15 protein-coding genes are annotated in these 18,647 nt (G+C 61.2%); 4 read left to right on the top strand and 11 right to left on the bottom strand.

Annotated elements, in window-relative coordinates; translation table 11 throughout:
- Nucleotides 1-7 precede the first annotated feature (7 nt).
- The 6 genes from I5S59_RS06855 to I5S59_RS06830 all read right to left on the bottom strand — a co-directional run bounded on the left by I5S59_RS06855 (nucleotide 8) and on the right by I5S59_RS06830 (nucleotide 10,321).
- Entirely contained in the window at nucleotides 8-1,201 is a 1,194-nt protein-coding gene (locus tag I5S59_RS06855) for an acetyl-CoA C-acyltransferase (RefSeq protein WP_197875939.1), read from the bottom strand.
- A 17-nt stretch (nucleotides 1,202-1,218) separates the two neighbouring features.
- Entirely contained in the window at nucleotides 1,219-1,986 is a 768-nt protein-coding gene (locus I5S59_RS06850) for an SDR family NAD(P)-dependent oxidoreductase (RefSeq protein ID WP_197875938.1), read from the bottom strand.
- Nucleotides 1,987-1,998: 12 nt separating this feature from the next.
- On the bottom strand, nucleotides 1,999-3,651 hold the full coding sequence (locus I5S59_RS06845) for an AMP-binding protein (RefSeq protein ID WP_197875937.1): 1,653 nt from the start codon (nucleotides 3,649-3,651) through the stop codon (nucleotides 1,999-2,001).
- Nucleotides 3,652-3,782: 131 nt separating this feature from the next.
- A complete protein-coding gene (locus I5S59_RS06840; RefSeq protein WP_197875936.1) occupies nucleotides 3,783-8,312 on the bottom strand; it encodes an NEL-type E3 ubiquitin ligase domain-containing protein in 4,530 nt (1,509 codons plus the stop codon).
- A 49-nt stretch (nucleotides 8,313-8,361) separates the two neighbouring features.
- Entirely contained in the window at nucleotides 8,362-9,384 is a 1,023-nt protein-coding gene (locus I5S59_RS06835) for an AraC family transcriptional regulator (protein WP_197875986.1), read from the bottom strand.
- A 73-nt stretch (nucleotides 9,385-9,457) separates the two neighbouring features.
- On the bottom strand, nucleotides 9,458-10,321 hold the full coding sequence (locus I5S59_RS06830) for a LysR substrate-binding domain-containing protein (protein WP_197875935.1): 864 nt from the start codon (nucleotides 10,319-10,321) through the stop codon (nucleotides 9,458-9,460).
- A 112-nt stretch (nucleotides 10,322-10,433) separates the two neighbouring features.
- Here I5S59_RS06830 and I5S59_RS06825 point away from each other — a divergent pair, with 112 nt between their 5' ends.
- Both I5S59_RS06825 and phnX read left to right on the top strand, forming a co-directional pair.
- Complete coding sequence (locus I5S59_RS06825; RefSeq protein WP_197875934.1) at nucleotides 10,434-11,540, top strand: 2-aminoethylphosphonate--pyruvate transaminase; 1,107 nt, start codon at nucleotides 10,434-10,436, stop codon at nucleotides 11,538-11,540.
- A gap of 30 nt (nucleotides 11,541-11,570) precedes the next feature.
- Nucleotides 11,571-12,398, top strand: coding sequence for a phosphonoacetaldehyde hydrolase (phnX, locus tag I5S59_RS06820; protein WP_197875933.1), 828 nt, complete (start codon nucleotides 11,571-11,573; stop codon nucleotides 12,396-12,398).
- A 47-nt stretch (nucleotides 12,399-12,445) separates the two neighbouring features.
- Here the strand turns inward: phnX and I5S59_RS06815 are convergent, their stop codons facing one another.
- Nucleotides 12,446-13,000, bottom strand: a complete 555-nt coding sequence (locus tag I5S59_RS06815) for an NADPH-dependent FMN reductase (RefSeq protein ID WP_197875932.1) — start codon at nucleotides 12,998-13,000, stop codon at nucleotides 12,446-12,448.
- Nucleotides 13,001-13,145: 145 nt separating this feature from the next.
- Between I5S59_RS06815 and I5S59_RS06810 the strand changes: the two genes are divergently transcribed.
- Nucleotides 13,146-13,364, top strand: coding sequence for a hypothetical protein (locus I5S59_RS06810; protein ID WP_128326262.1), 219 nt, complete (start codon nucleotides 13,146-13,148; stop codon nucleotides 13,362-13,364).
- Here the strand turns inward: I5S59_RS06810 and I5S59_RS06805 are convergent.
- From I5S59_RS06805 to I5S59_RS06790, 4 genes are all read right to left on the bottom strand, one after another.
- Entirely contained in the window at nucleotides 13,348-15,609 is a 2,262-nt protein-coding gene (locus I5S59_RS06805; RefSeq protein ID WP_197875931.1) for an arginine/lysine/ornithine decarboxylase, read from the bottom strand. The genes I5S59_RS06810 and I5S59_RS06805 overlap by 17 nt on opposite strands.
- Before the next feature lie 78 nt (nucleotides 15,610-15,687).
- Nucleotides 15,688-16,485 carry a DNA polymerase III subunit epsilon gene (dnaQ, locus tag I5S59_RS06800; RefSeq protein ID WP_197875930.1) on the bottom strand — a complete coding sequence of 266 codons (798 nt, stop codon included), beginning with the start codon at nucleotides 16,483-16,485 and terminating at the stop codon, nucleotides 15,688-15,690.
- Between the two features lie 40 nt (nucleotides 16,486-16,525).
- On the bottom strand, nucleotides 16,526-16,969 hold the full coding sequence (gene rnhA / locus I5S59_RS06795; protein WP_128326259.1) for a ribonuclease HI: 444 nt from the start codon (nucleotides 16,967-16,969) through the stop codon (nucleotides 16,526-16,528).
- Nucleotides 16,970-17,016: 47 nt separating this feature from the next.
- Entirely contained in the window at nucleotides 17,017-17,775 is a 759-nt protein-coding gene (locus I5S59_RS06790) for a methyltransferase domain-containing protein (RefSeq protein WP_197875929.1), read from the bottom strand.
- A 79-nt stretch (nucleotides 17,776-17,854) separates the two neighbouring features.
- Between I5S59_RS06790 and gloB the strand changes: the two genes are divergently transcribed.
- On the top strand, nucleotides 17,855-18,634 hold the full coding sequence (gene gloB, locus I5S59_RS06785; RefSeq protein WP_197875928.1) for a hydroxyacylglutathione hydrolase: 780 nt from the start codon (nucleotides 17,855-17,857) through the stop codon (nucleotides 18,632-18,634).
- Nucleotides 18,635-18,647 lie beyond the last annotated feature (13 nt).

Here is an 18,647-nt window from a genome sequence, read left to right as displayed (position 1 = left end):
GTGCACCTCAGTACAGACACTCGACGGCCATGGCTGTGGCTTCGCCGCCGCCGATGCAAATTGCTGCGATACCACGGCGCAGACCCTTCTGGCGCAACGCAGCCAGCAAGGTGACCAGGATACGCGCCCCTGAAGCGCCAATCGGATGGCCCAACGCGCAAGCACCGCCGTGAACGTTGACCTTGTCGTGGGGCAGGTCCAGATGTTTCATGGCCGCCAGGGTGACCACGGCAAAGGCTTCGTTGATTTCAAACAGGTCGACCTCGGCCAGGTTCCAGCCGGTACGCTTGATCAGTTTGTCGATGGCGCCGATCGGGGCTGTCGGAAACAGTGCCGGGGTGTCAGCAAACGCTGCATGGCCATGGATGACAGCCAGTGGCTTGAGCCCTTGTTTTTCAGCCTGGGAACGACGCATCAGCACCAGCGCTGCGGCGCCATCGGAAATCGAGCTGGAGTTCGCCGCCGTTACCGTACCACCGTCGCGAAATGCCGGCTTGAGCTGGGGAATCTTGTCCAGACGCGCCTTGGGTGGCTGCTCGTCGTCACTGATCAAGCGCTGGGTCTTGCCCTCGGTCACCTCAACCGGAACGATCTCACTGGCAAAACTGCCGTCCTTGATCGCCTGCTGGGCGCGGGTCAGCGAGGCAATGGCAAAATCGTCCTGCTGCTGGCGGGTAAAGCCGTTGTTCTCGGCGCAGTCTTCGGCAAAGGTGCCCATCAACCGGCCTTTGTCGTAGGCATCCTCAAGACCATCGAAGAACATGTGGTCGATGATCCTGCCGTGGCCCATGCGGTATCCACTGCGCGCCTTGTCCAGCAAGTACGGGGCATTGGACATGCTTTCCATGCCACCGGCCACCACTACATCGGCGCTGCCGGCCAGCAGCAGGTCGTGGGCCATGATGGCCGCCTGCATGCCCGAACCGCACATTTTGTTCAAGGTGGTACAGGTAGCGCTCTTGCTCAGGCCGGCGCCCAACGCCGCCTGACGCGCTGGCGCCTGGCCCAACCCCGCAGGCAGCACGCAGCCGAACAGCACCTGCTCGATGCTGTCCGGGGCAACGCCGGCACGCTCGACCGCTGCGCGAATGGCAGCCGCGCCCAGCTGTGGCGCGGTGAGGCTTTTCAGGTCGCCCTGCAGGCCGCCCATCGGGGTGCGTACGGCGCTGACGATTACAATCGGATCATTGGCGAGGGTCATGATAGGTACTCCTGCAATTACTTGGCGGCCATGCGCAAGGCGCCGTCGAGACGGATTACCTCACCGTTGAGCATGCTGTTTTCAATGATGTGGCGGGCCAGCGCGGCATATTCCTGCGGACGGCCCAGGCGTGGCGGGAACGGTACGCCGGCCGCCAGCGAATCACGGACCTCCTGGGTCATGCCAGCCATCATCGGGGTTTCGAAAATGCCGGGGGCGATAGTCATCACACGGATACCGAAGCGCGCCAGTTCGCGGGCGGCTGGCAGGGTCAGGCTGGCAATCGCGCCTTTAGAAGCAGCATAAGCGGCCTGACCAATCTGGCCGTCATAGGCGGCAATCGAGGCGGTATTGATGATCACCCCGCGCTCACCATCGGCGCTCGCTTCACCTTCGGCCATGGCCGCAGCGGCCAGGCGCAGCAGGTTGAAACTGCCGATCAGGTTGACGTTGATCACCCGGCTGAAGCTTTCCAGGCCATGCGGGCCATTTTTGCCGAGGACTTTTTCGGCGCCGACAATACCGGCGCAGTTGATCAGCCCATGGAGGCTGCCGAAAGCGCCTATGGCAGCATCCACCGCGGCTTTGGCGGCGGCTTCCTGGCTGATGTCAGCGACCGCAAATCGCGCCTTGCTCCCCAGTTCCTGAGCCTTGGCGGCGACGGCTTCGGCATTGAGGTCGACCAGCATGACCTGGGCACCAGCCTCGATGAGCATGTGTGCGGTGGCAGCACCCAGCCCCGAGGCGGCGCCGCTGACGATGAAGTTCTTGTTGGCAATCTGCATGATGGTTGTTCCTCAGGCGCTGGCAGTTGCAGCCGACGCAGCTTGTTGTTTGGCAATTTCCTGGTTGCGCAGGATGAAACGCTGCAGCTTGCCGCTTGGCGTCTTGGGCAGCTCGCTGACAAATTCGATTTCCCGTGGGTAGGCGTGGGCATACAGGCGCTGGCGGACATGCTGTTTCAGCGCTTCGGCTAGCTCCTCGCCGGGCAGCACACCGCTGGCCAGCACCACAAAGGCCTTGATCAGTTCGGTGCGCTCCGGGTCCGGTTTGCCGACCACAGCAGCCTCGATCACCGCCGGATGCTCGATCAACGCACTTTCAACATCGAAAGGCCCCACCCGATAACCTGAGGTAGTGATCACATCATCGCTACGACCGACGAAACTGATGCTGCCATCGGTGTTCAGCTCCACCGTATCGCCGCTCAAGTAGTACTTGCCGACCATGGATTTGGTTGGCACTCCGTGATAGCCGCCAAACCAGCACAGCGGGGACTGTTCGCGATCAACGGCAAGAATCCCGGGTTGCCCGGCAGGCAGTTCCTGGTTGTGCTCATCGAGTACCACGATGCGGTGGCCGGGAATGGCAAAGCCTGCCGACCCCAGGTGCACGGGGTGTTGCAAACCGTGGTGGTTGCACAACACCATGCCCAGCTCGGTCTGGCCGTAGTGGTCGTGAATGGTTACGCCGAGTTCGTCGGCAAACCAGCGGATGACCTCCGGGTTGAGCGGCTCCCCGGCACTGCTGACCACCCGCAGGCGTCCTTTGATCGGGCTGGAGAACGCATCGCCCGCAGCAATCAGCAGGCGGTAAGCAGTGGGCGAGCCGGCCAGGTTGCTGATCGCGTACTTGTCGATCACCCGGCAGGTGCTTTCGACACTGAACGGCCCATCGTAAAAGGTCGTGGCATGCCCCAACGCCAAGGGTCCGGTCACGGCGTAATACAAGCCATAGGCCCAGCCCGGATCGGCGAGGTTCCAGAAGTTGTCTTCATCACGCAGGTCGACGGCATCGCGCATGTAGCCCTGGAACGCGACGATGGCGCGCAGCGGCACCAGCAAGGGTTTAGCCGGCCCGGTCGTACCGGAAGTGAACATCATCAGGAAAGGGGCATCGCCATTGAGCAGTACCGGGTCGCACTGATCGCTGGCAGCATTCAGTGCAGGATGGAAGTCCAGGTCGGCGCTGTCGTTCTGGGCCCCGACGCAAATGATCGACGGACAATCGACAACATCGTCGAGCTTGGCCCGGTTGCCACGGTCGGTGATCACCACCCGCGCCTCGGATTGATGCAGACGATGTTCAATCGCCTTTGGACCAAACGCAGTGAACAGCGGTTGGTAGACCGCGCCCAGCCGCCAGCTGGCCAACACCGTGACCAGCAACTCGGGAGTGCGTGGCAACAGGCCGGCGACCCGGTCACCTGGCCCTACGCCCTGAGCGCGGAGCACATTGGCGAACCGCGCGGCCAGTTGCTGTAACTGTTCAAATGTGTACTGGGCATGCTCGCCGTCGCGGCTTTCCCAGTTCAACGCAACCCTGGCGTGGCCGACATGGCGGTCGCAGCACTCGACGCAGGCGTTGAGCGCATCGAGATCACCGTGCAGAGAAGCACCGGCCACCCGGGAATAGTCGAAGCCGCTGGCGGCCACGGAGTAATCACGCATTGTCAGACTCCTGGTTTGTTATTGTTGGAGTAGCACCATGAATCTGACGATAGTCGCGCCGCAGAGGCCTTGGGACAATGGCCAAAGCTGTCAAACTGGATGACTGGTTTGGCCGAAACCCTTAACTGGCTTCAGCGCCCTCCTGTATCTCCCTGATGGGTTTCCAGGGCCTCACGCGTCAAATCCAGCACCAGCGTCTCCACCGCCGACTCGCGCTCGCTGACCAGTTGCCTGGCGTGTGCCTGGACCTCGGCATCCTCCCCGGTTGCCAGCGCCTCCAGCCGATTCCAGAACGGTTGTTCGACTTCGTCAAAGCGTGCGCCATATTCGCTGCGCAGGTATTCCAGCCAAAAGTCCAGCTGGCTGATGTATGCGGCCAGGGCATCCGTGTTTTCGGCATCACGGACGGCCTGTGCAGCCTCCACCAACTGTTCATCACCTACCCCGGCAATGGCCTGAAATTGCATCGTAACGGGCTGGCCCGGCAACCTCAGTTCACGCGCCAAGCCGCTGCGATAGGCCAGGCTGACCTCGACTTCATCGACTCCTCGCCCCGCCGCCATGCGCGCGTTGATATCGTCACGCGCGATCTGCTCGACCCGGCTCAGTCGAAACAGTTGCCGGGCCAGGTCCAGACGAGCAGCCTGCGCCTGACCCGCTGCGCTGCGCTGTATCGCACGCGCGACGAAGACCCGCACTTCCAGCGCGCTGAAAGAGGAGGCGACACTGTCGACACAGGTACGCGGGACCGCCGCAAGGTTGAACAGCTCCTGACGTAACGCTGTGTTGTCCACCGCGGCGTCGAGCACCTCCCAGACACGACGTTCCAGGTCTTCCCGGGCCTGACGAAAATCACTGGTGCCCGTCAGTTCGCCGATCAGCTGGAAGAAATCCTCACTACCGGGTTCAGCCCGAATGCGATCCCAAGACACACGTCGTTGTTGCTGTACCCCGGCATCCGGGTGCTGAACCCATACCTCCCGGCCCACCCGCAAGTCAGACACGTAGGGGCGTGCTGACACCGGGTCGGGTGCACGCAAGCGCTCCAGGATGGCAACTGGCAGCGCATTGCCCTCTAACAGCAGTGTTCGGCGCAACCTGCGCGGCGCTTGCAGGATCTCCTCGGGGACGGTGGCGATCTGATTACCGCGCAGGTCGGCATGCTCAAGCATCGCGCACCAGATAAGCCCCGATGGCACGGTCTGCAGACTGCAATTGCGCATGTAAAGCTCACTCAATTGCGAAATGCTGTGAAAATGCAGGCTGATCAGTCCCAGTGGATTGTCGTTCAGGTTCAACGTACGAAGGCGTGGCAAGCTGACGAGCTGGGTGGCACTGAGCCCGGTCATTTGAATGCGATTGTTGTTCAGCCGCAACGCCTGCAAATCGCGAAGCTGTTCTAGCCCCGCAGGCAGTGTGGTAAACGCGTTACTGCTCAGGTTCAGCCAGCGAACCCCGCCAAAATGCTGCAGGAAACTCACCGGAAGCTGCTGCAACTGCAGGTTGACCAGCGCAAGGTCAGTGACATGGTTGAAATCAACGTGAGCAGGCAGTTCCGGCAATTCATGAATCGCAGCGCCGATCAGGCTAAGGCGCATGCCTTGAGGCAGGCCGTGGGCATCCACCACGGCCTCGCCCTGCAAGCGCCAACAACGCCGAAGCTCCTCTGCAACGGCCCGACGCGCGCGTAATCTGGATTGCTGGGTAGCGTCAATTTCCCAGTTGCTCAGGGCAACGTCCAGTTGCAGGTATTCATGTTCCTGGTTCAACAAGTTGTCGAACGCCGAGCCGTTGGCTTGCAGCAGGAGATTGAGGTAATTCTCCACTTCGTTTTCACTGAAGCCGACATACAGGGCACGAATACGTGCACGCAGCGTGTTTTCCGCAATGCTACGCGATTGCCCCCGCCCACTCAGTGGATAACCAACCCGGCCATCGGCAAGGCGCACGCCCGGATTGAACCACGGTTTGATCTCGCGCCAACCCATCATTCGCTCAAGCTGCTGCCGATCCGCAGGCATCCAGCGTAGCAAGTCGCGGCGCACCTGCTGAGCTGCTTCGGGCCCCTCCCACTTCAGGCGCGCGCGATCAGATGCCGGCAGCAATGCCAGGAGTACCTCCGGCAAATGCACCGGCTCAGCAATTTCAAGGTCTGACTCATAACCTTGAGGGCCGTACAGCCGAAAGCCCCCTTCGCGCCACACCAGGACATGTGTAACTGCATGCCGTGGGTCAAGTACGGTGAGCCGACGACCGCTTTCAGAACCTTCACGCAGTTCCAGATTAATGCTGCCAGGCCATTTCGCGTTTTTACGCAGCAGGTTGAACGCCAGTTCAATCGTATCGGCCTGATAACTATTGGTGAGAAACAGGCCTTCGCACATCCGGGTCAGCCTGGCCAGACGCAGCAGAGATCGCGCTTGCTCCGCCAGTGCCAACGGTAAGCGTTGCTCGTTGACCAGGCGTAGTCGTTGCACATCATCCGCCTGTTGCAACAGGTGCGCAGCGTAAGCATCCGGTAGCCCGGGAAAGTCTCGCTGGAGCACTGACTGCCCGTCTTCAGCCGACACGTAGCGGCTGGCGAAATGCTCAAATAGCGGTCCACGTAAACGATCCGCCTGGGCCAATACTTCGGTACGTTGCTCTGTGGCACCAAGGCCGTCCACATCAATCTGCTCAAGGCACCATGCGTAGTAAGGCGTATCACCTGGATCCGTTGAAGATTCCTCCAGCTGGGTAAAAAAACTGTTGATCTGCGCATCGACGTCGAAGCGCTCCAGCGTGTCGCGCAAGCTCACCGGCATAGGGCGGTTTTCCACCAGCAACCCACGCAGTGCTTCCTCGTCAATGCCTGCCACCTGCAGGATATGCTCGATTTGCTGCACGTCGAGGTTGGCCGCCTGCGGCCACAGCCGGCTCAGCAGCAATGCACTGCCTTGCCACTCAAGCGGGCGCTCGAAGCGTAAGCGCCAGCTGCGCTCACCATTGAACATCAACAAGGGGGCATACGCGTCTTCTCGCTGTGGATGCAACAACCGCCAGCGCCCCTTGAGCTGACCAACCTCATAAAAGGTGCCGCCGTGCTGCCACCAATGGCGCTGGCCGTCACTGTGCAGGCCGTTGTCCAGCGTCTGTGTCTGCTCGGGCACATTCTGCGCGGCATAGGGGCCAAGGTCTTCAGACCACAAACGCTTGCTTGCGCCTTCACTGTTGACGGGTACCAGACCGTCAACGAACGTACTGCGTGTGAAGCCCCGGGCGACAACCCCGGCCCCGGCAGTGACAGCGGCGCCGACCGCCACGGTTTCGGCCACACCTAGCAAATGCTCCATCGCTTCGTGCCGATGACCACGTGACCAGTCGCGCACACCTTCGAAGGTTTCCGATAGAACCTGTACAACCGTCTGCGCCAGCAGCAGCGATCCCACCACCGGAACGAACAAGCCGGCGACATTGAGCAACAGCAAGCCGGCATCCTTCATTTGCTCCACACGTTTTTCAGAGGCGGCGTGGTCGGCAGCTTCCGTCGGAACCAGCATCAGGCTTGCATCTTCCTTTAGACGACTTACCTGCCCGGCCGCCAGGCTGACGAACACATCGATGGCCGGCGCCGTGCCTTTCGGCTCCAGGTCAGGTGAAGGATCCTTGAGCCGTTTGCTCAAGGTGGTGAGGAAACCAGGCAATTGCTTGAGCGCAATTCTTTGGCGCAAGTACGCATCCACCCCCGCCTTTTTCACTTCCTTGGTCAATGCGTCGTTCAGCTGCGACCAAGTGTTGAAGCCATACAGGCAGCGCCTCGGCGCATCGGGCAGGTATAGCAACACGCGCAATACCTGCCCGTCAGCGTCGCACTGCTCAAATGCCAGTGCGCCATCGACTGTGCAATTCAACAATTTGAACAACAACACACGCAAACCCGGGACAGGCGCAGGAGGTTGCACAGCATCAGCAACCATTTTGCGCAACACCTCCAGGTCAGCCTGGCTAATCTCCCCCTTCACCGCCGCGATCTCGGCAGCGAGCGCCAGACCTTTGCGCTTGTCCTTTGCCAAAGTTGTGTGAGCTTTCTCATCGAAAACCAGGTCAAGATGGGCCTGGTAATCCGCGCCTATATCTTCTTCGTGACAGAACAGCGCAATCACGTCTGGCTCGGAGCAGACCAGGTCAGCCTGGCTGTCTACCGGCACAGGACCCTTGTCTGATGTAGCCAGTCCAGATCCCAGGTAAAAGCTCGCACCGGGCTCGAAGTTCTGCATCAGCCGCTGCAAGGCCGGCTGATGGAAAAAATACAACGTGTCGTCTGGCAGCGCCCCTCCGACCGGAACACGAAATGAACGTCGCAGCTCTCGCCAGTAGAGGTCGCCAAGCTTGTCCGCCACGCCCAGCGTCTGCAGAAAATGCTCAAGCCTGTTGACCGTATAGGTGTCCGGAGAATCGATCCTGGCGCTCAACGCATGCAGGTCGGCCTGACTGGTGGCATGCGCCCGCCAGCAATCACGTACTGCATTGACTTGCTCGGGCGAGGCAGCGGCCAACCAGCCGGGCAGGCGCTCCTTGAGGAAGTCATCCGTTGCGCTGGCGACTTTGGCTGCAATAGCGGTCGGATCAAGACGAGGCTGGGGTTGTTTCATGGCGGTCATCCACTTGATGGTCAGGGCCATCAAGCTTCCACCGCCCCCGTCGCTTAGTGCAGAAGGAAAGTTCTCGTGATCAACCGGCAGGCTGCCCTTGCAGGATCACTGTGCGATAGTGCCCCGGATTACACCCGAACCACTTGCGAAACGCCTTGTAGAACGAGCTGCTGTCAGCAAAGCCCAAGCGTTCGGCGATGTCTGCAAACCCCAGGTCCACCTCGGCCAGCCAGGTGATCGCCAGTTCCCGACGTACGCTGTCCTTGAGCCCTTGGTAGGTTTGCCCCTCCTCAGCCAGGCGACGGCGCAGGGTGGAGGCTGACAGGCACATATGGCGCGCCAGGCGATCGGCATCGGGCCACTGTCCGGGGTCCATCTGGCGCAGGTCGTTACGGATACGCCGTGCCAGGCTGGCCGGGTCGCGGTACTTGACCAGAATGTTTCCAGGCGCTTCGGCGAGAAAGCGCTGCAGTTCTTCTTCACTGCGCTTGAGCGGCAGATCAAGGCAGTCGGCAGCGATGATCATCCGTGAACGGGGGCGATTGAACTGCAGGTTCTCGGAGAACATCACCCGGTAGTCGTCACAAAAAGGCGGCTCGTCGCAGCGCAGTTCGATTGCCAGGATCGGAATGCGCCGCCCGGCCAGCCAGCAGGCGACGCCGTGTACGATCATCCAGAAGGTGAAATAGGTAAAGGCGCGACGCGGCTGCTCGCGTGGCTCGCCAATGACAATCTCGGCAAGGCTCTGCTGGCGCACCAGCGCGGGTTGCAGGTCTTCGAGCATCAACGACAAAAAGTTCAGGGCTGTGTCCAGGGCGGCCCCCAGCGTCGGCTGGGTCATCGACGCACGACAGAGGAACGCCAGACTACCCGTGCGCAGACCGCGCGGGTCCATGCCAAAGAACTCGTCATTGCACCGCTGTGCCAATAGCCGCCACAGCTGTGCGTAAGCACTGGCCGGCACCCGTGCATCCAGTTGTTCGAGCAGCGCGGGTTCAATACCGACACGACCGAGCAGCGCCTGAGTCGGTGCGCCTGGCGCGCAACTCTGCAGCAGTGCCTCGCGCACCAGTTGCATCGAGATGGTGTCTTTGCCCGCCATCAACTGTATTTCGCCTTGCCCGTCCGGTTTACCGGCCATCTTAGGGGCACCGGCAAAAAATGCCAGTGGTGCTTCACGCCGTCGGTGCCAGGCTCAGGAACGCCTGAATCAGGCGCAGTTCACGGCGGCGTTCCAGACAACCGATCATGTGCTGATTGACCAGGCCTGCACCGGCAATCGGGCGCGCCACGACGCGGGGATCATGGCTGACCTCCACTGACGAAACGATACCGATACCCAGGTTGGCAGCCACTGCCTCGGTGACCGCCTCACGGCTGTCCAGTTCCAGCAACACCCGGGGATGAATGCTGGCCTGAGCGCAGGCCTGGTCGAAGGTCCGCCGGGTGATCGAACTGGGCTCGCGCAGCACCATGATTTGCCGGTCCAGTTCGGCGATCGACAATGCCTGCGCGTCCACCGCCCAGGGGTGACTGGCCGGCAGCAGCGCACAGATGCGCGACTCACCCAGGCTTTGCAGGTACAGCCCCTTGCGCGGCTCTACCTCGGTCAACACCGCCACATCAGCATGCTCGCTGAGCAGCGCGGCGAGGGTCTCCTGAGCGTTGCCCAGGCGCAGGTTGACGGTGATTCCCGGGTACCGCGCGCGCAGTTGGGCAAGCATCGGCATGACCCGGTGCGGTCCGTCCGCCGCCACTTCCAGACGTCCGGTCAGCAACTGCCGGTTGGCCTCAAGCATGGCCTGCGCCTCTTCGGCCAAACCGAACATCGCGCGGGTGATGGCCGCGAGCCGCGTGCCCTCCTCCGTCAGCTCCACGCGCCGAGCGGTCCGCCGCAACAAGGTGATCTGGTAGTGCTCTTCCAGGGCCTTGATATGTCCGGTGACGGCTGGCTGGCTGATGAACAGCCGTGCCGCTGCACGGGTAAAACTGCCCTCACGGGCCACGGCATCAAACGCTCGAAGCTGGAACAAGTTCATTTCTATCGGCCTGACTTATAGCTGGCATAACAACAAACAATTTGATTGATGACGCGCAGAATTGCAACTTAGGTCCCGTAGATTCAGCCCACCGCTTGTGAGGACCACCGGAATGAGTAACGCCCCTATCCTGCTGACCCCCGGCCCCCTGACCACTTCGTCCCGCACGCGCCAAGCGATGATGGTGGACTGGGGGTCCTGGGACCGTGACTTCAACCAGTTGACCGCCAGCCTCTGCGAACAACTGCTGGCCATCGTCAACGGCGCCGACAGCCATCATTGCGTCCCTCTGCAAGGTAGCGGCACATTCGCCGTCGAGGCTGCCATCGGCACCTTGGTACCGCGCGATGGCAAAGTCCTGGTGCTGATCAACGGCGCCTACGGCCAACGCCTGGCCAAGATCTGCAAGGTGCTGGGCCGTGCCTACAGCACCTTTGAAACTGCTGAAGACCAGCCCACCACGGCGGCAGATGTCGATCGCCTGCTGGCGGCCGACACCGCCATTACCCATGTGGCGCTGATTCACTGCGAAACCAGCACCGGCATCCTCAACCCGCTGCCGGAAATCGCCCAGGTCGTGGCGCGGCATGGCAAGCGCCTGATCATCGACGCCATGAGCTCCTTCGGCGCACTGCCGATCGACGCCAGCGAAGTGCCGTTCGATGCCCTGATCGCGGCCTCAGGCAAGTGCCTGGAAGGTGTGCCCGGCATGGGCTTCGTATTCGCCAACAAGGCCGCATTGGCCGCCGCCGAGGGCAACTCGCCGTCCCTGGCCATGGACCTGCAGGATCAGCACGCCTACATGGCCAAGACCGGTCAATGGCGCTTCACCCCGCCCACCCATGTGGTGGCGGCGCTGCATGAGGCACTGCTGCAATACAACGAGGAAGGCGGCCTGCCGGCGCGCCACCAACGCTATGCCGACAACTGCAAGACCCTGCTCGACGGCATGGCCGCGATTGGGCTGCGCAGCTTCCTGCCGGCCGAGATCCAGGCACCGATCATTGTCACCTTCCACGCCCCCAACGACCCGCGCTATCAGTTCAAAGACTTCTACGAGCGGGTCAAGGCCAAAGGTTTCATCCTCTACCCGGGCAAGCTGACTCAGGTCGAGACTTTCCGCGTCGGTTGCATCGGCGTCGTCGGACCGGACGGCATGCAAGCCGCCGTGAACGCTGTGGCCCAGGTGCTGCGGGAAATGGAAGTACTGGACATCTGAATCGCTAAACCTCTTTCAAGGAACTCGCACATGAACTACAGCAATCCGACGCAACTGCAAGCCGCCATCCTTGACTGGGCCGGCACCGTGGTCGACTTTGGCTCCTTCGCGCCGACCCAGATTTTTGTCGAAGCCTTTGCCGAATTCGACGTTGAAGTCTCAATCGAAGAGGCACGTGGCCCGATGGGCATGGGCAAGTGGGATCACATCCGCACGTTGTGCGATCAGCCGCAGATTGCCGAGCGCTATCGCAAAGTGTTCGGCCGCACCCCGACTGACGATGACGTGACCGCCATCTACGAGCGCTTCATGCCCCTGCAGATCGAAAAGATCGCCGTGCACTCCGCGTTGATCCCCGGCGCCCTGGACACCCTGACCGGCCTGCGCAAGGAAGGGCTGAAGATCGGTTCCTGCTCCGGTTACCCGAAAGTGGTGATGGACAAGGTGGTCGAACTGGCCGCGCAGAACGGCTACGTCGCCGATCACGTAGTCGCTACCGACGAAACGCCCAACGGCCGCCCATGGCCTGCACAGGCGCTGGCCAATGTGATCGCCCTGGGCATTGACGACGTGGCCGCCTGCGTCAAGGTCGACGATACCGTACCTGGCATCCTTGAAGGTCGTCGTGCAGGCATGTGGACCGTGGCACTGGTCTGCTCCGGCAATGCCCTGGGCCTGACCTATGAAGGCTATCGTGCCCTGGCCTCAGATACCCTGGACAGCGAACGCAAGCGTATTCACGCACTGTTCGAGGGCTCCCGCCCGCATTACCTGATCGACACGATCAACGAGCTGCCGGAAGTCATCGCCGACATCAACAAGCGCCTGGCGCGGGGTGAGATGCCTCAAGCGGTGTAAAACCTTCAGGCCCTATCACCGGCAATACCGGTTATAGGGCCTTCTGATTATTTCTGGTGCCGTGCAACCCACTCGGCATACTTGTCAATGAAGGTCTGCAGGAACGGGCGGACTTTTTCGGACAGCTTGCCATTGTCGTCGAACAACGTAGCAGCGCCACCAATGTATGCTTCCGGCTGCTGCATGCACGGCACATCGAGAAACACCAGTGACTGGCGCAGGTGATGGTTGGCGCCAAAGCCGCCCACCGCCCCTGGCGACACACTGATCACCGCCCCCGGTTTGCCGCTCCAGGCACTTTGCCCATAAGGCCTTGAGCCAACATCGATGGCATTCTTCAACACGCCCGGCACCGAACGGTTGTATTCCGGGGTGACAAACAACACCGCATCGCTGTTGCGGATCTGTTCGCGGAAGGTTTTGTACGCGGCAGGTGGCTCGACATCGATGTCTTCGTTATAAAGTGCCAGATCGCCAATCTCGACTATGTTCAATTTGAAGTTCGAGGGGGCAAGTTCCGCCAGTGCAAGGGCGACTTTGCGATTGAACGAGGCCTTGCGCAAGCTGCCGACGACGACCGCTACCGAATACTCTTGGCTCATGGCAATTTCCTGACATGTAGGACAAAGGAACTTGTAGGTATAGATGATCTGCCCGGCATCTGAAGTTTTTTTCCGCCCGAACAAAACTTACCCCCCAAAACTGTGGTCTATGTCTGACAGAAAATTTTCAGAGGTTGCACGGTAAATGACAGCAGTACTGGTCGGACAGTTTCATGCACGGGACGCAGAAGGCCGCATCTACCCCGTCCATGAGTTCCAGGAAGCAACGCTCGAGGCCGACGGTAGTGCCGCATCCCTGCCCATCACAACCTACAAGCTGGCGATCGGCGACAAGGTCAACCACCTGGGTGACGACCGTTTCGAGCTGGCGCGCAGCGGCGTCGAAATCATCCGCATTCCTTGATGCAGTCGACGGTGTAGAGCCGCCCGTGCATACCGGCTTCATGCTGCAAGCCATGCACGTCGGCGACAAAGCCGGGAAAGCCGCTGTCGAACGCAGCGGCAAACACCAGGTAATCGATGATTGAACGGGTAGCTTCGGTAAAGCGCTCACCCGGCATGATCAACGGAATCCCCGGTGGATAGGGCACCAGCATCACCGCCGCGATGCGCCCGAGCAACCGGTCGATCGGCACCGCTTCCACCTCTCCGCGCACCATCCGGTCATAGGCATCGGCAGGCTTCATGACCACCTCGGGCAATACGGTGAACAAGCGTTTGAGCTGCTTGGCAGTGGCATTGCTGAGGTAGCAGGCGTGCAACTGGTCACACAGGTCGCGCAGCCCCAACCCCTGGTAACGTTGTGGATCGAGCTGGGCTACGCATGGCAGGCTTTCGAGCAGGCCGGTGTTGGCGTCGTAGTTGCGCTTGAACTCCAGCAGTTCAGTCAGCAAGGTATTCCACTTGCCCTTGGTGATGCCCATCGAGAACAACACCAGGAAGGTGTAAAGCCCGGTCTTCTCCACCACCAGGCCGCGCTCCCAGAGGAACTTGCTGACCACCGCTGCCGGAATCCCGTGATCGCTCAGCGCACCGCCAGCGTTCAGCCCCGGCATGACCAGGGTGACCTTGATCGGGTCGAGCAACACATAGTCATCGCTCACGTCACCAAAGCCATGCCAGTCCGCTTGCGGTGCCAACAACCAGTCGCCGGTGCTTACCTCACGCGCCCCTTCGACCTGTGGCGGCTGCCAAATGCTGAACCACCAGTCATCAGCTGCAATGTGCTGGCGAAGATTGGCCATGGCCCGCCGAAAGCTCAGGGCTTCGTCGAACATCTCCTGCAAAAGTGAGCGCCCCGCAGGCCCTTCCATCATCGCCGATGACACATCCAGTGAAGCCAGGATGCTGTACTGCGGCGACGTGGAGATATGCATCATGAAGGCTTCGTTGAAGCGGTCACGATCCAGCTGCCTGGCCCCGCCATCCTGCACATGGATCATCGAAGCCTGACTGAAGGCGGCCAAGAGTTTGTGGGTCGAGTGAGTACTGAACACCAACGGGCTGTCGGCACCCACTGACGTTCCCATGGCAAAGCGCCCGGCGAAAAAGGGGTGAAAGGCGGCATAGGCGTACCAGGCTTCATCGAAATGCAGCACCTCGACGCTGGTGCCCAGCACGTGCTTGATCATCTCGGCGTTGTAGCACAGCCCGTCATAGGTGGAGTTGGTCACCACCGCCATCTTCACCGTGGCCGCCCGCCCCCGGCACAACGGATTAGCCTGGATCTTGGCCTCGATCGCCTGCGGACTGAATTCGCTCAACGGAATCGGCCCGATGATGCCCAGCTCATTGCGTTCTGGGCACAGGTACAAGGGGATCGCCCCGGTCATGATGATGGCGTGCACCACCGACTTGTGACAGTTGCGGTCCACCAGTACCAGATCGTCGCGCCCGACCATCGAATGCCAGACAATCTTGTTGGCCGTGGACGTACCGTTGATGACGAAGAAGGTGTGATCGGCGCCGAAGTTCTTTGCCGCCCTGGCCTCGGCCGCCGCCAGCGGCCCGGTGTGGTCGAGCAGCGAACCCAGTTCCGGTACGGACACCGACAGGTCCGAACGCAGGGTGTTCTCACCGAAGAACTGATGAAAGGCCAACCCCACCGGGCTCTTGCGATACGCCACCCCGCCGCCGTGGCCCGGTGTGTGCCAGGAATAGTTGGACTGGGCCGTGTGCTGCACCAACGCCTTGAAAAACGGTGGCAGCAAACCGTCCAGGTAGTTGTGCGCCGCTCGCGCCACCTGGCGGGCAAGAAATGGCACCGTGTCTTCAAACAGGTAAAGAATGCCGCGAAGCTGGTTGAGCTCACTCATGACATCGGCCGGCGCATTTTCCAGCGTCACTTGTTCGCCCAGTACGAAAATCGGCAGGTGCGGCGCACGCAAACGGGCCAGTCGAATCAGCTCGACCATGTGCTGCAACAAGTGCGTGTTCTCGCCGGTGCCTTCTGCTGCGATCAACAAACAGGCCAGCCCGTGATGGCTGGAGGCAACCAGGCGGCCTTCGGCATAGTCCGTGGCCGACAAGATGGTGAAGCCGTCCTGGGCCAGTTCCTGGGCGATACCCCGTACCCGCTCACCAGCTACCGTATCGGACTTGCTCTCGCGGTGAACGATCAGAACAGGGAACTTGAGGTCCTTGTACATAAGGGGGCGCCTACTGCGAATGACGGGTCGGTCATTTCAGGGTAGAAGCTCGCCAGCCCCCTTGCGCGGTAAACCGCCTTAGTTGCCTGCGGACAACTGCTGCCACAACGCCGGGCCACCCGCCGATTTGGCAATGGCTTCCAGGCGTGCAATATGCGCTTCCAGTTCCTGCTCGGTGGCCTGGATGATACGCCCGGGCTGGCGCCCGGTCAGGCGGCGAATTTCGCTACCGCGGCTGTCGCCGTCGCTTTCCTCGCCATCAGCGCCCTGTCCGGCCAGAGACAGGCTGGTCTGGCCGCCGGTCATGTTCAGATAGACATCAGCCAGCAGCTCGGAGTCGAGCAAGGCGCCGTGCAGGTCACGACCGGAGTTGTCGACACCGTAGCGTTTGCACAACGCGTCGAGGCTGTTGCGCTGCCCCGGGTGACGGGAACGTGCCAACATCAGGGTGTCAAGGATGGTGCAGTGCTGCGAGATGTCGGCGCGTTCGTGCTGGCCGAGCAAAGCGAATTCGTTGTTGATGAAACCAACGTCGAACGCCGCGTTGTGGATGATCAGCTGGGCGCCCTGAATGAACTCGAAGAACTCTTCCGCAACTTCGGCAAAGCGCGGTTTGTCGACCAGGAAGGCGTCGGTGATGCCGTGAACGCCAATAGCGCCCTCATCACTTTCGCGGTCCGGTTGCAGGTAGACGTGGAAGTGCCGCCCGGTCAGGCGTCGCCCCATCAGTTCGACGCAACCGATCTCGATGATGCGGTGGCCGTCGGTGACGGGCATACCCGTGGTTTCGGTGTCGAGGACGACCGACCTGTTGCTCTGAATATCCACGCCGGTGGCCTCCTGTCGCGAACTGCTTGTCTGGTGAAAGCCGACCATTCTACCTCAGAGCGCTCGCCTGTGGCGGCCTGCGTGAAGGTCAGCGGCCGCGCAGTTCATCAACGCCACGGTTCGCCAGCTGATCGGCGCGTTCGTTGCCTTCATGGCCGACATGACCACGCACCCATTTCCAGGTGACCTTGTGGCGATTGACCTGCTCATCGAGCAACTGCCAGAGGTCGGCGTTCTTCACCGGCTCCTTGGCGGCCGTCTTCCAGCCGCGCTTTTTCCAGTTCACCATCCACTCGGTGATGCCTTTCATTACATACTGGGAGTCGGTAACCAGCAGCACCTCGCACTCGCGCTTGAGGGCTTCGAGGCCCTTGATCGCCGCCATCAGTTCCATGCGGTTGTTGGTGGTGTTGTGCTCACCGCCCCACAACTCCTTTTCCACACCCTTGCATACCATCAACACACCCCAGCCACCCAGGCCAGGGTTACCTTTGCAGGCACCATCGGTGTAGATCTCGACGCTATCGCTCATGCACAACCTTTAAACACAGTAAAAACCCGCGCCCAAAGGGCCCGGGTTCAGGGTTCGGAATGGCGCCGGTTGACCTTGGCCATCGGCAACGGCAGCAGCTTGCCCATCGGCTCGCGACGCTCCAGACGCAGCGGCCGCAGGCCGACCACCATCTTGCGCGCCACGAGCAGATAAACGCCACCACCGGCACCTTGCCAGCCACCGGCGACTCGCTCCCAACCGGCCAGGCGCTGTTGCCAGGCGGGGGGCGCGAGCGGCGGGCGATAGCACCCGAAGCGGCGTTTCTCCAGCGCGAAACCCAGCAGGTTGAGCCAGTCGGCCACGCGAGAAGGCGAAAAGCACCGAGCCTTGCGCAGGGCGTCATGGGCAAACACCCGCCGCACCCCCCAACTGCTCCAGGGATTGATGCCGATGATCAACAGGTGCCCACCCGGGCGCACGCTGCTGGCAGCCTCACGAAGCAGGCCATGGGGCGACAGGCTGAAGTCCAGGCCATGCTGCAACACGACCACATCGGCGGCGTGCTCGCTGAGCGGCCAGGCCTGCTCTTCACAGACGATTTCAACCCCCGGCAGGGGCGCCCCCAGACGCACGTTGCGCTGTACCTGCGGGGCCTTGGGAGGCGCCTCGGCACAAGGGCCGTAGTGCACAAGGTAACCACCAAAGTAGCGGCCCAGCTCTTCTTCGAGCAGGCGCTGCTCTTCGTGAAGCATCAACTGCCCCAGGGGGCCAGCGAACCAGTCGCGGGCCAGGCTGATCAGCTCCAGCCACTGCGGATCGGCCTGGGCGAAGGCTTGATCGGTCATTGCGGTCTCCCTAGAAGGTTCTCGACAGCGGACATAGCTACTAAGATGCACCCATGTCCAACGTTTGGCGAATCGCACCATGATACAGATCGATGCCCTGCCCGCTTTCACCGATAACTACATCTGGTTGTTACAAGACACTGCCAACCAGCGCTGTGCTGTGGTCGACCCGGGGGACGCGGCACCGGTGCTGGCCTGGCTTGAGCGCCACCCGGGCTGGCAACTGAGCGACATCCTGGTCACCCACCACCATCACGACCATGTCGGCGGCGTCGAACAGCTCAAGGCGGCCACCGGTGCCCGTGTATACGGCCCGGCGCAGGAGCGCATTCCCGGTCGCGACGTCGCTCTGGACGACAATGCCAGCGTGCGCGTTCTGGGCCTGGATTTCCAGATCATTGCCGTGCCCGGACATACTCTGGGACACATTGCCTATTACTGTGACCAGCCGGAAACGCCGCTGCTGTTCTGTGGCGACACCCTGTTCGCCGCCGGTTGTGGCCGCCTGTTCGAAGGCACTCCGGAACAAATGCACCACTCCCTGGAGCGCCTGGCGGCCCTGCCAGCCCGGACACTGGTGTACTGCACACACGAATACACCCTGAGCAACCTGCGCTTTGCCAAGGCGGTGGAGCCACAAAACACGCACATTGCCCAACGCTTCGACGACGTTACCCGGCTACGGGCCGACAATCGCATCACGTTGCCATCAACGCTGGCACTGGAAAAGCTGACCAATCCCTTTTTACGCGTCACCGAAACATCCGTTAAAGAAAAACTAGACGAACGGAACGGCCTCATAAACCCCACGCCAAGTACTGTTTTTGCTGGGTTGCGCGCTTGGAAGGACACGTTCTAAACAGCTTCTGTTA

This window comes from Pseudomonas alkylphenolica (assembly GCF_016009175.1).
GTDB classification, from domain to species: Bacteria; Pseudomonadota; Gammaproteobacteria; order Pseudomonadales; family Pseudomonadaceae; genus Aquipseudomonas; species Aquipseudomonas alkylphenolica_B.
The sequence above is the reverse complement of the archived record's forward strand: the minus strand, read 5'-3'. Positions and strand labels throughout refer to the sequence as shown.

What these genes read in the sequence shown, in the direction of transcription:
- I5S59_RS06805 (WP_197875931.1), bottom strand. Translation starts at nt 15,609, where the DNA reads ATGTACAAGGACCTCAAGTTCCCTGTTCTGATCGTTCACCGCGAGAGC.
- I5S59_RS06830 (WP_197875935.1), bottom strand. Translation starts at nt 10,321, where the DNA reads ATGAACTTGTTCCAGCTTCGAGCGTTTGATGCCGTGGCCCGTGAGGGC.
- I5S59_RS06815 (WP_197875932.1), bottom strand. Translation starts at nt 13,000, where the DNA reads ATGAGCCAAGAGTATTCGGTAGCGGTCGTCGTCGGCAGCTTGCGCAAG.
- I5S59_RS06835 (WP_197875986.1), bottom strand. Translation starts at nt 9,384, where the DNA reads ATGGCGGGCAAAGACACCATCTCGATGCAACTGGTGCGCGAGGCACTG.
- I5S59_RS06810 (WP_128326262.1), top strand. Translation starts at nt 13,146, where the DNA reads ATGACAGCAGTACTGGTCGGACAGTTTCATGCACGGGACGCAGAAGGC.
- rnhA (WP_128326259.1), bottom strand. Translation starts at nt 16,969, where the DNA reads ATGAGCGATAGCGTCGAGATCTACACCGATGGTGCCTGCAAAGGTAAC.
- I5S59_RS06790 (WP_197875929.1), bottom strand. Translation starts at nt 17,775, where the DNA reads ATGACCGATCAAGCCTTCGCCCAGGCCGATCCGCAGTGGCTGGAGCTG.
- I5S59_RS06840 (WP_197875936.1), bottom strand. Translation starts at nt 8,312, where the DNA reads ATGGCCCTGACCATCAAGTGGATGACCGCCATGAAACAACCCCAGCCT.
- I5S59_RS06825 (WP_197875934.1), top strand. Translation starts at nt 10,434, where the DNA reads ATGAGTAACGCCCCTATCCTGCTGACCCCCGGCCCCCTGACCACTTCG.
- I5S59_RS06845 (WP_197875937.1), bottom strand. Translation starts at nt 3,651, where the DNA reads ATGCGTGATTACTCCGTGGCCGCCAGCGGCTTCGACTATTCCCGGGTG.
- gloB (WP_197875928.1), top strand. Translation starts at nt 17,855, where the DNA reads ATGATACAGATCGATGCCCTGCCCGCTTTCACCGATAACTACATCTGG.
- phnX (WP_197875933.1), top strand. Translation starts at nt 11,571, where the DNA reads ATGAACTACAGCAATCCGACGCAACTGCAAGCCGCCATCCTTGACTGG.
- I5S59_RS06855 (WP_197875939.1), bottom strand. Translation starts at nt 1,201, where the DNA reads ATGACCCTCGCCAATGATCCGATTGTAATCGTCAGCGCCGTACGCACC.
- dnaQ (WP_197875930.1), bottom strand. Translation starts at nt 16,485, where the DNA reads ATGGTCGGCTTTCACCAGACAAGCAGTTCGCGACAGGAGGCCACCGGC.
- I5S59_RS06850 (WP_197875938.1), bottom strand. Translation starts at nt 1,986, where the DNA reads ATGCAGATTGCCAACAAGAACTTCATCGTCAGCGGCGCCGCCTCGGGG.